The sequence below is a fragment of the Nocardia sp. NPDC102475 genome (assembly GCF_055584605.1).
In genome coordinates this window covers 131,644-145,568 of record NZ_JBVJLS010000013.1, presented here as the reverse complement: position 1 = coordinate 145,568, position 13,925 = coordinate 131,644, and the positions used below count along the sequence as shown (strand labels likewise).

Sequence of the window (13,925 nt, the reverse complement as noted above, 5' to 3'; positions counted from 1 at the left end):
CATTCGTGGACCAAGCGTCTCACCAGGGATAACTGCGTGCGACCCACTCGGTCGCACACGGGAAGGGATTGCGAAAAGTGAAACATCGTAAGCCGAGTCGGGCGCAGCGAGCGATGGCGAGCACATCGTTGCCACTGGCCACCGCGGCGGCCGTGGCCACGCTCTTCGCTGCGCCGGCGGGGGCAGTTCCGGATCAGCCGAGTACACCGACCACGCCGGCGCCCGCGCCCGCCGACCCGGGCAGCACCACGCCGACGGATCAGGGCCAGCCGGAGACCACCAAGCCGGATCCGGGGAAGCCGGAGGCCAAGCCGACGCCGAGCCAGCCGGGTGTGACGACGCCGGATCCGAACCAGGTCATGCCGAATCAGCCAAAGGATCCCAACGATCCGAAGCTGGCCGGACCGACCCAGCCGGGTGTGACCACCCCGCGCGTCGCCCCGCTGCCGGTCCCCGGTCAGACCGGACCTGCGATACCCGCTGTGGTGCCGGAGACGGCCCCCGGCACGGCTCCGAAGCCCACGCAGCCTGGTACCACCGCGCCGGGTGCGGTCACCCCGACCGATCCGAACGCCCGGACCGCGCAGCAGCCGGAGACCGACACGCTGGTGCAGCAGCCGCGCTGGTCGGCCCCGCGCTTCCAGCAGGCGCCGGCCGCGCCGGTCGTCGAGATGGACGGCCCGCACCAGGAGATCGGCGCCAATATCGACGGCGGCAGTCTGGCGCCCGGCTATGTGGCCAACACCCACCACTTCAACAACGCCTCGGGCTACGTCGGCACCATCGGGTACCGCACCCCGACCGGTCAGGGCGAGGCCGGTGTGTCGGTCGAGTACATCGGCGCCAACACCGTCAAGGTCACTTCCTACACCGGTGGTGAGGGTCTGGCCGACAACAAGACCGAGGTCGTCCTCGACACCACCCAGGCCAACATGGCCAAGGCCGCTGTCGAGCACTGGATTCGGGAACAGCCGGGCGGCGCGGCTGCCCTCGAGGCCGCCGCACAAGTTAAACTTCCGGTGCCGCCAGGCGAACTGGCTCCGCAGACGGTCAACGTTGCCGGGGTCACCACCCAGTGGGGTGGGTCACTCCAGTACTGACACGAGCTGATTCGACGGGTGGGGCGGTCGTTCTCGACCGCCCCACACGTGTGTCCTGGGGAAAGGATTTGGTGTGGGCTCCGAGGGTGATGGCAGGGACAACGAATCCGACCGGACCGGGTCGGAATTCGGACCCCCGTTGGACGATTTCGGCCCGCCGGTCTCCGAATTCGGGCCGCCGGTCGGCGAATTCGGTCCGCCGACGGGTGAACAGGTTCGACCGCAGTGGTCGGTGCCCGAGCCCGGCACCGATCATCCCGAGCTGATCTGGCGTCCCGCCGACGAACCGCCGACGGTGCCGCCGCCACCCCCGCAGTACCGCGCGCCGGATACGACGGTGTTCGGCGATGCGCCGCCGACCCGGCGACCGGAGCCGCCGGCGCGCCGACCCGAGCCGCCGGTCGAACCGGACCCCAACGAGGCCACCGTCCGGCACGCGACTCCCGCGGCAGGCCAGCGCGATACCTGGTGGAACAGCCCGACCGAATCCGGCGGGGTGCCGAAGCCGCCGTCCGAGGCCTCGGGTCTGTCCTGGGCCGATGATCCGATCGCTAAACGCCTTGCGCCGAAGCTGATCTCGGACACCATCACCGCGACCCCGACCCGGCGCAGTTCGCGCGGTCGATGGGTAGCGCTCGGTGTGCTCGCCGCGATCGTGGTGGTCTTGGCGCTGGTGGTGACCTTCGTCGCGGTCAGCCGCGACGACAAGGGCAGTCCGAAGGCGGCGCCGCCCGCACCGCCGAGCACTTCCGCCGCGCTGAGCTGCCCCGCGAGTAAAGACGGCAAGGTGACCCGCGGCAACGGGCAGGGCGACACGTCGACCGGCCCCGGTGCGATCCTCGGCTTCCAGTACGAGTTCTACGTCGACCGCAATGGTGAGCGGGCGCGCAGATTCGTCGCGCCGGATGCCGAGAATGTGTCGACGGCCGAGGTCATCCAGCAGGCCATCAATGACCAGATTCCGGTCGGCACCACGCATTGCCTGCGGATTGCCGAGTCGGCGGCGGACACGTTCGAGGTGGACCTGACCGAACATCGCCCCGACGGCACGACCAATGTCTACCGGCAGACCATCATCACGGTGGTCCGGGACGGCAAGACCGTGATCTTCGCCATCCGGGAGCGCACCTGAGCTCTCAGATCATGGGATGAATATTTCACAATTTGGTAGCGGTGTGGGACAGTGGGGTTTCGCGTCCCCTCGGAGGTTTCCATGTCGCCGATCGATCCACCGCTCGCAACCAAACTGGGCGGACTGAAGAGTTCGGCGATTCGTGACCTGCTCGAGCTGACCACGCGCGAAGAGGTGATCAGCCTCGCGGGCGGTTTGCCGGATGCGGAGTTGATGCCCCGGGAGCGGCTCGTCGTAGCGGCCGATGCGGCGCTGAGCGGTTCCGCGGTGTTGCAGTACACCGGGTCGCGCGGGTGGCCTCCGCTGCGCGATGTGCTGCGCCGGCGGGAGTCGGCGAAGCTCGGCCGCGCGGTCGGGCTCGACGAGGTGTTCGTGACGCATGGTTCGCAGCAAGCGCTCTCGCTGCTCGCCGAGGTGCTGCTGGATCCGGGCGCGCTGGTGGTAGTCGAGGATCCGGCGTATGTCGGTGCGCTGCAAGTGTTCCGCGCCGCCGGTGCGCGAATTGTGGCGGTGCCCTTGGATTCCGAGGGCATGCGGCTGGATGTGCTGAAGGAACTGCTGGCACGTGGTGAGCGTCCGACGGTCGTGCACACAGTGAGCAATTTCCACAATCCGGGTGGTGTCACGATGAGTCCGCCGCGTCGTCGTGAATTGGCCGAACTCGCCGATACCTACGGCTTCTGGGTGATCGAGGACGATCCGTACGGTGAGCTCTGGTTCGACGGGCCCTCGCCCGATCCCGTGGCAACTTACTCCCGCAACGTGATTCGGCTGTCCAGTGCCTCGAAGATCCTCGCGCCCGCGCTGCGGGTCGGCTGGATGGTGGCGCAGGAGCGGATCTGTCGCGCGGTCGAATTGCTGAAACAGGGCGCGGACCTGTGCGGTTCGGCGCTGACCCACCAGATCGCCGCCGACCTGCTCACCGACGAAACCTGGCTGACCGGTCACGTCGACACCGTCCGCAGCGCATACGGCGACCGCGCCAAGGCGCTCGTGCACGCCGTGCGCACCCGCTTCGGCGACCGCGTCACCTGCACCGATGCCGCCGGTGGCATGTTCGTGTGGGCCGATTTCACCGACGGCACCGATACCGATCGGCTGCTGCCCCGAGCCCTCGAGCACGGCGTCGCCTTCGTGCCCGGCTCGGCCTTCGCCGTCGACACCGACTACAGCCACTCCATGCGCATGTGCTTCACCACTTCGGACGCGGCGACATTGGCGGAGGCGATCGACCGGCTGGCTCGCGCGGCCGAATAGTCGTCAATCCACCCAGTTGTAGGTGCGCTCCACGGCCTTGTTCCAGGCGGCGAGGTGGGTTTCGCGATCCGTCGCCGACATCGCGGGCTGCCATGTCTTGTCCGCGGCCCAGTTCGCGCGGATGTCATCGGTGCTCTCCCACAGCCCGACGGCGAGCCCGGCCGCGTAAGCCGCACCCAGCGCCGTGGTTTCGTTGACGACCGGGCGGACCACCGGCACATCGAGGATGTCGGACTGGAACTGCATGAGCAGATCGTTGCCGACCATGCCGCCGTCGACCTTGAGGGTGGTCAGTTCCAGCCGCAGCTGCTGGGATTCGGCATCGGCGCGCATCGCGTCCATGACCTCGCGCGTCTGAAATGCGGTGGATTCCAACACTGCTCGCGCCAGATGCGCCTTGTCGACGAAGCGGGTCAGGCCCGCGATCACGCCGCGGGCATCCGGGCGCCAGCGCGGTGCGAAGAGGCCGGAGAACGCGGGGACGATGTACGCGCCGCCATTGTCCTCGACGCTGCGCGCCAGCGGTTCGATCTCGTCGGCGGCGGAAATGATGCCGAGATTGTCCCGGAACCATTGCACCAGTGAGCCGGTCACCGCGATGGATCCCTCCAATGCATAGACCGGCGCCTCGCCGCCGAGCTGGTAACAGACCGTGGTGAGCAGGCCGTGCTTGCTGAATACCGGCGTCGTTCCGGTATTGAGCAGCATGAAATTGCCGGTGCCATAGGTGTTCTTGGCCTCGCCGGGGGACAGGCAGGCCTGGCCGAAGGTCGCCGCCTGCTGGTCGCCGAGAATGCCCGCGACGGGTATGCCCGCCAATGGACCGGAGCCGATCTCCGCGTAGATCTCCGAGGAGCTGCGGATCTCGGGCAGCATCGACTGCGGTACCCCGAATTCCGCGCAGATCCGCGAATCCCACTGCAGCGTACGCAGATCCATCAGCATGGTGCGCGACGCATTGGTCACATCGGTGATGTGCTGACCGGTGAGCTTCCACAGCACCCAGCTGTCGATGGTGCCGAAACACAGCTCACCGGCCTCGGCTCTGGCTCGCGCGCCCTCGACGTTGTCCAGAATCCAGCGCAGTTTCGGGCCGGCGAAGTAGGTGGACAGCGGCAGCCCGGTGCGGTCCTGGTAGCGCGTCGCGCCGAATTCGCCGCCCAGTTCGGTGACCAGACGGTCGGTGCGGGTGTCCTGCCAGACGATCGCGTGATGAATCGGCTTGCCGCTGGCCCGATCCCACACCACCGTCGTCTCGCGCTGATTGGTGACGCCGACCGCATTGATCTCATCGGCGGCGATACCGGTGCTCCGCAGCACCTCGCCGAGGACGAATTCGGTATTGCGCCAAATGGTTTCCGGATCGTGCTCGACCCAGCCCGGCCGCGGGAAGATCTGCTCGTGCTCGCGCTGCGCGACACCGACCACGCGGCCCTGCCGGTCGAAGATGATGCACCGACTCGAGGTCGTGCCCTGATCAATGGCGGCCACATAGCGACGCATTCGTGCAGGCTACTAAAACCGGCGTGTCCGGCGGGGAAAACGACAGAGCACGCCGCGCATCACATCGCGACCAGCGGGTTCTCGGACTAGTGTTGGGGTTGGTTACCGGCGAGTAGCGCTGGTTGGCGGCCGGGGACGACACGGCTTCGGCCCCGAAAAGGGGATCGTCGGCGATTCCTTTAGCCTGTACAACAGAACACCGCCCGACTGAGCAGCTCGATCGTGTGCCCGAAGGACCACAACGTCGTCTGAACCCCGGCGCCGGGGTCGGCTGGAGGAGTCGCGCATGACCAAGCAACCGGAATCGCAGTTCCTCGGACCCGAGCAGCGCGCGACGGCATGGGAGCGCTTCGGCAAGGACCACTTCGACGTGGTCGTCGTAGGGGGCGGTGTGGTCGGCTCGGGTATCGCGCTCGACGCGGCCACCCGCGGTCTGAAAGTGGCGCTGGTCGAGGCGCGCGATCTCGCCTCCGGCACCTCCAGCCGGTCCTCGAAGATGTTCCACGGCGGACTGCGCTACCTGGAGCAACTGGAATTCGGGCTGGTGCGCGAGGCGCTGCGGGAACGCGAACTCGCACTCGCCCGGCTCGCACCACATCTGGTGAAGCCGCTGCGCTTCCTCTACCCGCTGACCCGCCGCGGCTGGGAACGCCCCTACGTGGCCGCTGGACTGGTGCTCTACGACACCATGGGTGGCGCGAAATCCGTTCCCGGCCAACATCATCTATCCCGGGCCGGTGCACTGCGACTGGCGCCGGGGTTGCGCCCCGCTTCGCTGATCGGCGGCGTCAGCTACTACGACACCGTCGTCGACGATGCCCGCCACACCATGACCGTCGCCCGCACCGCCGCGCACTACAGCGCGGTGATTCGCACCTCCACCCAGGTCGTCGGCTTTCTGCGCGAGGCGGACCGGGTCGTCGGGGTGAAGGTGCGCGACACCGAGGACGGTCGCACCGGCGAAATCCGCGCCCACGTGGTCATCAATGCGACAGGCGTGTGGACCGACGAGGTCCAGGCGCTTTCGCATAATCGTGGCCGCTTCCACGTGCGTGCGTCCAAGGGCGTGCACATCGTGGTGCCACGCGACCGCATAGTCAGCGATGCCGCGATCATTTTGCGCACCGCGAGTTCGGTGCTGTTCGTCATCCCGTGGGGCGCGCACTGGATCATCGGCACCACCGATACCGATTGGAATCTGGATCTCGCCCATCCGGCGGCGACCAAGGCCGATATCGATTACCTGTTGGATCGGGTCAACCAGGTGCTGGTCACTCCGCTCACGCCCGCCGATATCGACGGTGTCTACGCTGGTCTGCGGCCTTTGCTAGCGGGAGAGAGCGATTCGACTTCCAAACTTTCGCGGGAACACGCCGTCGCCCGGGTTGCGCCGGGGCTTGTCGGCATCGCGGGCGGTAAGTACACCACCTACCGGGTGATGGCCTATGACGCGGTCGACGAAGCGGCACAGGATATTCCGGCGCGTGTCGCACCGTCCATCACCGAGAAGGTTCCGCTGCTCGGCGCCGACGGCTACTTCGCGCTGATCAATCAGACGGTGCAACTCGCCGAGGCCTATGGCGTGCATCCGTACCGGATCAAGCACCTGCTCGATCGCTACGGTTCGCTCATCGACGAGGTCATGGCCATGGCCGACGGCAAACCCGAACTGCTGCAACCGATTATGGACGCACCGTCGTATCTACAGGTGGAAGCCGTTTACGCGGCTGCCGCGGAGGGTGCGCTGCACCTGGACGACATTCTGGCCCGCCGGACCAGAATCTCCATCGAATACTCGCACCGCGGCGCGAACTGCGCCGAGCAGGTGGCCCACCTGGTCGCGCCGATACTCGGCTGGGACGACGACGAAATCGACTGGGAGGTAAGCACTTACCAAGCACGCGTCGAGGCGGAGATCCGCTCCCAGACCCAGCCGGACGACCCCTCCGCCGATGCGCTGCGCATCGCAGCCCCCGAACCGCGCGCGGAGATCCTGGAACCGGTCCCGTTGGACAGCTGAGAACTAGACCGCCGGCGGCGGCAGCACAATCGAGGCGATCGTGCCGCCACCCGCAACGGGTTCCATTGTCGCTGTGCCGCCGTGCAATTCGGCGATCCACGCCACCAGCGCCAGCCCGATTCCGCTGCCACGCCCACCGCTCACCCCGCGCGCGAACGGACTGCTCGACAACTGCGGAGTCAAACCCGCCCCATGGTCACGCACGCTGACCCGGCCATCGGCCACATGCACCTCCACGGGCGCACCGCGGTTGACCGCCCCGTGCGTGATCGCATTCTCGATGAGATTGCGCACCGCGAGGCTCAGCAGATTCGGATCACCGGTCACCACACTGGGATTCGCCTGCAGCACGATATTGTCCTGCGCGAATTCCTCCACCACCGATTCGGTGAGCTGATCGAGCAGCAGTTGCACCCTCTCCATGGTGGTGACGCCCGCCTGCATTCGCGCACGCGCCAATAATCCCGAGACGATCCGCTCCATCCGGCTGCCCAATGCCCTGGCATCGACCAACGCCCGCTCGACCTCGTACGGATTGCGGCGGCGCGGCGCGGTGACCAAACCGAGAGTCGTGAGCGGCGTGCGCAATTCGTGTGCGGCATCCCCGAGAAACCGCTCCTGCTCTTCGAGCAGCACAATGGCCTGCCGCATGCTCCGGCCCGAGAGCAGATGTCCGGCCACCGCGGACAACGCGACCAGCGTGAGCCCGCCGACGACGAGCCCCCAGATCAGCAGCGCCCGATCACGGTCGAACGCACCGGGATTCGTGCCCGCGATGACCACCGCCTTGGTCTCGGAGTCCTCCCAGGTGACGGGTGTCGCCGCGATACGGACCGGGCGGCCCGCACCGTCGTATCCGTCGCGGAAGACGGTCTCCCCGGCCAGATCCGCGTCATCGGCGAGTCCCGCGACGCCGTCGTCCTTGGGCAGCCAGGAGCGCAGATGCGCGAAATTCTCCTGCCACCTGCCATTCCCAGGCGCGCTGAGCACCACCACCGCGACTTCGCCGTTGGCCAGGGCATCGTTCTCGAGCTGGCTCACGTCGATGGTTTCCTCGCCCTCGGGCAGGTTGACGGCGCGGAACAGTCCGCTCACCACCCGATCGAGGGAATCGTCGACCGCGGCCTCCCGCGAGCGGGTATCGATGGTCGCCGCGACGATGCCGAGAATGATCAGACAGGTCGCGGTGATGGCGGTGATCAGTGCGGTGAGCAGCCAGCGGGTGCGGCGCAGACGGGCCACGGCGGGGCGAGCATCCGCCGTGGAGATCAAGGTGCGAATGGGTCACTTCCGATCATGAAACCGGTGCCGCGCACGGTCTCGATCACCGGCGGTGCGCCGAGTTTGCGCCGCAGCTGGGCTATGACGGCGTCGACGACATTCGATGCGGGTTCGGCCATTTCGTCCCAGCAGCATTCGATGAGTTCCGAACGCGATACGACGCTGCCGGCGCGAGTGGCGAGCAGTTCGAGTACGGCGAATTCCTTCGGAGTCAGCGAGCGCAGAATGCCCGCGCGCTGCACCCGGCGACGCGGCAGGTCGATATCGATATCGCCGAGCACGATCCGGGCCGGCGCCGGATGTTCGCGCCGCCGCGACAGCGCACGCACCCGTGCGGCGAGTTCCGGCAGTGCGAACGGTTTGACCAGGTAGTCATCGGCACCGTGCTCGAATCCGGCTATCCGATCGGCCAATGCGTCACGGGCGGTGAGCATCAGGACCGGCACCCGCTGACCCCGCGCGCGGTGCGCCGCGACCAGTTGCAGACCGTCGCCGTCGGGCAGGCCGCGATCCACGACGAGCACGTCGTAGCCGTTGACGGAGATTTTGAAATCGGCATCCGCCAGGTTGGGGGCAAGGTCCACCGCGAAACCGGCCGAGCGCAGTCCCGCGGCGACTTCCATGCCGAGACCTTCGTCGTCCTCGATCACCAGCACTCGCACGAGGTCAGAGAATAGGGTATTTCACACCTGGTGCGCAGACTGGTGCCCGAGTGCTCAGTAGGTGTACAGATCCCAGCCGTCGGCGACCTCGCGGCACTCCCACTGGGTGCCGCCGGTTTTCGGGGAATTGCCGTCGGCGGCGCAGGCGTCGTAGGTCGCGTAGTTGCCGATGAACGGGGTGTGCATCGGGGTGGGTGCGGCCGACGCGGCACCGGCTGCGGCGACGGCACCGAGGGCGAACATTCCGGCGGCGATCGCGGTGCGGATCTTCATGGTTTTCCTCTCTTTCGCGCGGGTTGCTCCCGCGTCGGAACAAGAAAATCAATGTGTCCGTGAGAATTTCGTGATGACGCTGAAACCGCTGTTCAGTGCTCGTTTTTCGGGGTTTCGACATGGGTGGCCCACCCCAGGATCGACCGAATGTAGCGCAGTACCAGCTCATCCGGGTACCGCTGTGCGTCGGCCAGATGCAGCCGGGCCAGTTCCTCCAATGCCGCGAGCATGATTCGCTCGGTCGCGCCATCCGGATCGACGGTGACCCCGGCATGGCGCGACAGATGCCGCGCGCCGATCACCCGCGCGTAGGCCCGGCCGAGTTCGAGCCGGTCGCGCAGATCCGGCGGTCCGCCGTCGGGTGGGCTGAGGATGATCCGCCAACTGGTCGGCGCGGCATGCAGATAGGCGAGAATGCCGCGGCCGATCCGATCCGCATCGTCATCGGTGTCGGACCAGTCGAGAGTGCCGATACCGGCCAGTGCGATGGCCGATTCGCGATCCACCAGCGCGGTCATCAATCCGGACAGATCGGTGAATTGCTGATACACCAGTGCCCGTGCGACCTCGCCCTCGCGCGCGACTCGATCGATACTCACCGCGCCGAAGCCGTCCACGGCGACGATATCGCGCGCCACATCGAGTAGCTGTGCGCGCCGGTCGGCCGCGGACATGCGGCGCTTGGGCGCCGGGCATGGCTTCGCAGTGGGGTGCTCAGACGTCGAGCGCTCCGTGGTCACGGCAAAGACGGTAGCGCAAGTAGCAGGTCCACCGCCTTGGCAGCGCTCTGCACCGCGCTCTCCATGGTGGCCGACCAGTCGGTCGCGGTCCAATCACCCGCCAGTACCAGCGTCGGCACCGAGGTGCGCTGATCCGGGCGCAGCCCGTGCGTGCCGAGCACCTGGGAGAAGGTTGCCTTCGGCATCCGAACCACATGTCCCTGAACGACGTTCGCGTTTTCGGCGGCCGGGTAGTAGCGGCGCAGCAGGCGCATCTGTTCGTCGATGATCTGCTCGTTGGTCTTATGGATCTGCTCGTACGCGCCGCTGGTGGTCAGGCAGTACAGCCAGGCCTGATCGGTACTGCGCCCGGTCATCCGCTGCCGGTCGAAGACCTCGTCGATGACGCCGGTGCCGCCGATCAGCGCCTCGAATTCGGCATCGGTGCCGAGCGGGCGGTCCAGGTACAGGTTGGTGCTGACAATCGGTGTAACGCCCAATTTATCTGCGGCGGCATAGATTTCGGAATGTTCGGGCAGATCGTCGAGCAGGCCGCCGATATTCGAATTCGGTACCGCGCAGACGACGGCATCGGCCGGGACGATCGATCCGTCGGCGAGCGTTACCCCGGTCACCGCGCCATTGTCGATATTGATACGGCGGGCCACCGCGCGATGGCGGACCGCGACGCCATATTTCTCGAAAACCCTTTGGGCCCCGGTGACATAGAGCGTATCGAGGTCGGTGGTCGGGTAGCCGATGGTGACCGCCCGACGATGTTTCATCCCGAGCCGGATGCCGGTGGCAAGCAAATCGGCGAGGATCTTGGCCGATTCCTGCCGCACCGGTTCGGCCGCGAGACCGAGAGCGAGCCAGTCCCACAGCGCTTCTCGCGCCGGAGCCGGCATGCCGACCCGGTTGAACCACTGTTCGGTGGTGAGGTCGGCAAGGTAGTCGGGCTGGTGCAGGCTCTGCCAGCCAAGGCGCGCCGTGGCGCGGGCCGCGCGCAGCCGATCGAGCAGGCTCGCGTCGGGATGTGCGCCGAACAGGGTGCGCCAGGCACCCCAGCCCTTCGTCACTATGGGGGTGCTGCGTCCGCCCGGCCAGCGCAGTGTGCCGCCCTGTGGAAAGGCGACGTACTGACGGGTGCCGACGCTGGTCAGGTAGCGGAACAGGTGGTCGTAACCGCTGGCGATCACATGCTGGCCGTTATCGGGAAGGTCCTCGGCCGCTTCGACTTTCATCGCATGGGTCCGGCCACCGAGTCGGCCGCGGCGTTCCAGCAGGGTCACCTGCTTACCCGCCTCGGCCAACCAGACCGCGGACGCGAGCCCGGCCAGTCCGCCCCCGATGACCACATACCGCCGCGGATCGTTCACGATGCACTCCCTATATTAACTTACATTCTGCAAGTTAATCGGGATTGCTTGGGCCGTCAAGGGTTTGGCTATACGCCGATCTGCTCCATTGCATGGAATTCGATCGAACTGTGCGCGGAGAACACCTTGACCTCGTCGCCGTGGTCGCGCACCAGTTCGCGCAACCGCTGCTGATTCTCGATGCGGACGGCGGGAAGTGTCTGCACATTCTTCTCGAACATGGCTGTTCCGAGCGGTTGTCGCGGATGAACCGGGTCGAGGACGCCGGGATGGAAGTAGGCGTCGCCCGCGGACAGTAGCCAGCCGTTCCCGGTATCGACGGCGACGCCCGCATGGCCACGGGTATGCCCGGCGAGCGGGATGATCAGGATTTCCGGTGGCAGACCGGTCAATTCACGCACCGCGTCGAAACCGAACCAGCTGTCACCGGTATCCGCGTACGATTCCCAGCGCGGACCGTGCCGGAACTGAGGTTCCTTGTAGCGCAAGCGTTCTTCGCGTGTGTGCCCGCCCTGCAGGGCGCGCAGCTCCTCCGCGTATACGTGCACCCGCGCGTCCGGGAAGTCGGCGAGGCCGCCCGCATGGTCGAGATCGAGATGGGTGAGCACGATGTCGCGGACGTCCTCGCGTCGGTAACCCAGCGCTTCGATCTGGCGCACCGCGGTCTGCGCGAGATCGAGGACCGGATTGGTCAGCCGGAGGAAGCGGCGACCGAGCCATTCCTCGGGTCGGTGCACCGCCTGTTCGCCGACGCCGGTCTCCACCAGGACGAGTCCGGAGTCGAGTTCGAGCAGCAGGCAGTGGCAGACCATTTCGGCGCGGCGGAAGATGCTGCCGGTGCCGTCGAAGAGTCGGCCGCCGAGTGGGCGCATCGTGCCGCAATTGAGGTGGTGCACGCGCATCAGGAGAGCTCCCGTTCGAAGGTGGTACGCAGGTGGGCGGCGACCGCGCGCAGCGGCGCGACATCGCGTTTGGTTTTGGCGAGCATGAGGGCACCCTCGATCGTGGCGAGGGCGACAGTCGAAAGTTCGATGGCGCGCTCCTGGTCGATTCCCTTGTCCCGCAGGTACTTTTCGATCGACTCGCGCCAGGATTCGAAACCGGTGACGCAGGCCTGCCTGATCGTTTCGCTCTCGCGCCCCGCGTCGAGCGCGATGGTCGCGATCGGGCAGCCGCGTTCGAAATCGGAATCGACGAGCAGTGCGGTGAGGACGTCGAAGACGGTGGCGATATCGCCACCGTCTTCGAGGATGGCGTCCAGCTGGTCGCGTAGTTGCCTGCTCGATTGGGTGAGGGCCTCGGCGGCGAGTTGCTCCTTGCCGCCGGGGAAGTGGAAGTAGAGCGAGCCCTTGGGTGCGCCGCCCGCGCTGACGAGTTGATTCAGGCCGGTGGCGTGATAGCCCTGGGTGTGGAAGAGATCGGCCGCGGCGTCGATGAAGCGTTGGCGGGAGTCGGTGCGAGGTGCCACGTCTTCACGATACGTGAACTATGACGACCGGTCTAGTTAGTTCAGAAACTGGCGGATATTCGAGGTGGTCGGGGTGGATTCGGGGTGCTCGATCGCCGATGGGGACAGGGCGCGCAGGAGAGCGCGGTGGCAGTGCAGGCGAGGGGTGGTGCCATCGCTCTTGCCGGCTCCCTGGTTGCTTGTCCGAGCTCCCGGAAGCGATTCGTTCGGAACTGAACAAGTGATAGCAACTGAATGGCAATCGTCGCCGTCGGCGCGGTCAGGCGGGTTCGGGTTGGCAGCGTGGGCAGAAGTAGATGCCGCGTTCGCGCTGGGTGATGCGGTCGGACTGGGGGTTTCGGGCCGTTCGGCCGGGTTGGGGTTCGGGCTCGCCGAGTAGATGGACGACCATGCGGGTGCCGCAGCGCTGGCACGGACGCCGGGCGCGGCCGTAGGCAAGTGGCCGCCACGGTGGTTCGGTGGCGGCCTTGGTGAGTACACGATGCGCCTCGTGTACCAGGGCGAGCAGGTCGGGGACGTCGCCGACCGGTGTGGCCGGGTGCACGCGGCGCAGGAAGCAGATTTCGCTGCGGAAGATATTGCCGATACCGGCCAGGTTGCGCTGGTCGAGTAGGGCGAGGCCGATCAGTTGGGCCGGATGCCGTGCGAGTCGTCGCACCGCCTCGGTCACATCCCAGTTCGCGCCGAGCAGGTCCGGCCCGAGATGGTCGGTGGCGGTGTGCTCGTCCGCGCGTCGCAGCACCTCGACGGTGCCGAGCGAAAAGCCCACCGCCTCGGTGTCATCGGTGCCGAGCACCAGCCGGGCGGTCACCGGCGGCCGCGTCCACCGTTCACCGGCGCAGTAGGTCCGCCATTCGCCCTCCATCTTCAAATGCGTATGGACGCTGACCTCGTCGGTTCGGACGAACAGATGCTTGCCATAGCTGGCGACCCCTTCGACCCGCTGCCCGACCAGATCGACCGTGGCATAGCGCGGCACCCGGAAATCGCTGCGGATCAGCGTCTTTCCCTCCAGCGCGAGCCGCAGTCTGGCCGCGGTCAGGAATACGGTGTCGCCTTCAGGCATGGCTCGACCATAGGTTGATCCGGGCCGGGGTCATTGTCGACTCCGTAGTTCGAGTCCGCTCTTCC

General features: G+C 66.8%; 13 protein-coding genes. 4 read left to right on the top strand and 9 right to left on the bottom strand.

Annotation, left to right across the window (positions count from 1 at the left end):
• The first annotated feature begins 113 nt into the window (after nucleotides 1–113).
• From ACZ60G_RS23810 to ACZ60G_RS23800, 3 genes are all read left to right on the top strand, one after another.
• The gene (locus tag ACZ60G_RS23810; RefSeq protein ID WP_465812347.1) at nucleotides 114–1,100 is read left to right on the top strand and encodes a hypothetical protein; all 987 of its coding nucleotides are present in this window, start codon (nucleotides 114–116) and stop codon (nucleotides 1,098–1,100) included.
• 73 nt (nucleotides 1,101–1,173) lie between these two features.
• Nucleotides 1,174–2,232, top strand: coding sequence for a DUF8176 domain-containing protein (locus tag ACZ60G_RS23805; protein ID WP_465812345.1), 1,059 nt, complete (start codon nucleotides 1,174–1,176; stop codon nucleotides 2,230–2,232).
• Between the two features lie 81 nt (nucleotides 2,233–2,313).
• Nucleotides 2,314–3,489 carry an aminotransferase-like domain-containing protein gene (locus tag ACZ60G_RS23800; RefSeq protein ID WP_465812343.1) on the top strand — a complete coding sequence of 392 codons (1,176 nt, stop codon included), beginning with the start codon at nucleotides 2,314–2,316 and terminating at the stop codon, nucleotides 3,487–3,489.
• Between the two features lie 3 nt (nucleotides 3,490–3,492).
• Here the strand turns inward: ACZ60G_RS23800 and glpK are convergent, their stop codons facing one another.
• Nucleotides 3,493–4,992: a glycerol kinase GlpK gene (glpK, locus tag ACZ60G_RS23795; RefSeq protein ID WP_465812341.1), complete on the bottom strand. Its 1,500-nt coding sequence runs from the start codon at nucleotides 4,990–4,992 to the stop codon at nucleotides 3,493–3,495.
• A gap of 286 nt (nucleotides 4,993–5,278) precedes the next feature.
• Here glpK and ACZ60G_RS23790 point away from each other — a divergent pair, with 286 nt between their 5' ends.
• On the top strand, nucleotides 5,279–7,012 hold the full coding sequence (locus ACZ60G_RS23790; RefSeq protein WP_465812339.1) for a glycerol-3-phosphate dehydrogenase/oxidase: 1,734 nt from the start codon (nucleotides 5,279–5,281) through the stop codon (nucleotides 7,010–7,012).
• A gap of 3 nt (nucleotides 7,013–7,015) precedes the next feature.
• Here ACZ60G_RS23790 and ACZ60G_RS23785 read toward each other — a convergent pair whose 3' ends face one another.
• The 8 genes from ACZ60G_RS23785 to ACZ60G_RS23750 form a co-directional block, all read right to left on the bottom strand.
• Nucleotides 7,016–8,284, bottom strand: a complete 1,269-nt coding sequence (locus tag ACZ60G_RS23785) for a sensor histidine kinase (protein ID WP_465812337.1) — start codon at nucleotides 8,282–8,284, stop codon at nucleotides 7,016–7,018.
• The gene (locus ACZ60G_RS23780; RefSeq protein ID WP_465812335.1) at nucleotides 8,281–8,955 is read right to left on the bottom strand and encodes a response regulator transcription factor; all 675 of its coding nucleotides are present in this window, start codon (nucleotides 8,953–8,955) and stop codon (nucleotides 8,281–8,283) included. Before ACZ60G_RS23780 ends, ACZ60G_RS23785 begins: the two co-directional genes overlap by 4 nt.
• Before the next feature lie 54 nt (nucleotides 8,956–9,009).
• Nucleotides 9,010–9,228 (bottom strand): hypothetical protein, encoded by a 219-nt coding sequence (locus ACZ60G_RS23775; RefSeq protein ID WP_387293947.1) that lies wholly within the window; start codon nucleotides 9,226–9,228, stop codon nucleotides 9,010–9,012.
• A 92-nt stretch (nucleotides 9,229–9,320) separates the two neighbouring features.
• A complete protein-coding gene (locus ACZ60G_RS23770; RefSeq protein WP_465812559.1) occupies nucleotides 9,321–9,902 on the bottom strand; it encodes a TetR/AcrR family transcriptional regulator in 582 nt (193 codons plus the stop codon).
• 62 nt (nucleotides 9,903–9,964) lie between these two features.
• Entirely contained in the window at nucleotides 9,965–11,329 is a 1,365-nt protein-coding gene (locus tag ACZ60G_RS23765; RefSeq protein ID WP_465812557.1) for a hydroxysqualene dehydroxylase, read from the bottom strand.
• Nucleotides 11,330–11,394: 65 nt separating this feature from the next.
• Entirely contained in the window at nucleotides 11,395–12,228 is an 834-nt protein-coding gene (locus ACZ60G_RS23760; protein WP_465812332.1) for an MBL fold metallo-hydrolase, read from the bottom strand.
• The gene (locus ACZ60G_RS23755) at nucleotides 12,228–12,794 is read right to left on the bottom strand and encodes a TetR/AcrR family transcriptional regulator (protein ID WP_465812330.1); all 567 of its coding nucleotides are present in this window, start codon (nucleotides 12,792–12,794) and stop codon (nucleotides 12,228–12,230) included. Before ACZ60G_RS23755 ends, ACZ60G_RS23760 begins: the two co-directional genes overlap by 1 nt.
• Nucleotides 12,795–13,053: 259 nt before the next feature.
• Nucleotides 13,054–13,860: a DNA-formamidopyrimidine glycosylase family protein gene (locus ACZ60G_RS23750; RefSeq protein ID WP_465812329.1), complete on the bottom strand. Its 807-nt coding sequence runs from the start codon at nucleotides 13,858–13,860 to the stop codon at nucleotides 13,054–13,056.
• Nucleotides 13,861–13,925 lie beyond the last annotated feature (65 nt).